The 288-nt window shown below is 81.2% G+C and carries 1 pseudogene; it reads left to right on the forward strand.

The features are described 5' to 3' along the window. Positions 1-191 (forward strand): annotated as a pseudogene (locus ACLBYB_RS33330) (LysR family transcriptional regulator); the annotation flags it as partial. Between the last annotated feature and the right edge of the window lie 97 nt (positions 192-288).

Genomic DNA, 288 nt, shown 5'->3' on the forward strand with positions numbered 1-288 from the left:
CGCGCTCCGCCCAGGCGGTCGCGGTCCTCACCCGGGCCGCGGTCCCGCCCGACCTGCGCATCCTGAGCCGCGGCAGCGGCCTGCCCGCGCTGCCGCGGGTCGGCCTGACGGTCCGCCTGGACGGGGCGCACGCCGCGCCGCTGACCCGCGCCTTCGCCGCCCACCTGCGCGCGGTGCTGCCGACGCTCTGATCGGGCGGTCCCGCCGGGCTCCCGTTCGCCCGGGCGGGGTAGCCCTGGTCCGGTCGCGATCGCGGCCACCCCGAGCCGGTCGGGCCTGTCGCTAGCC

The organism is Methylobacterium sp. D54C (assembly GCF_053345595.1).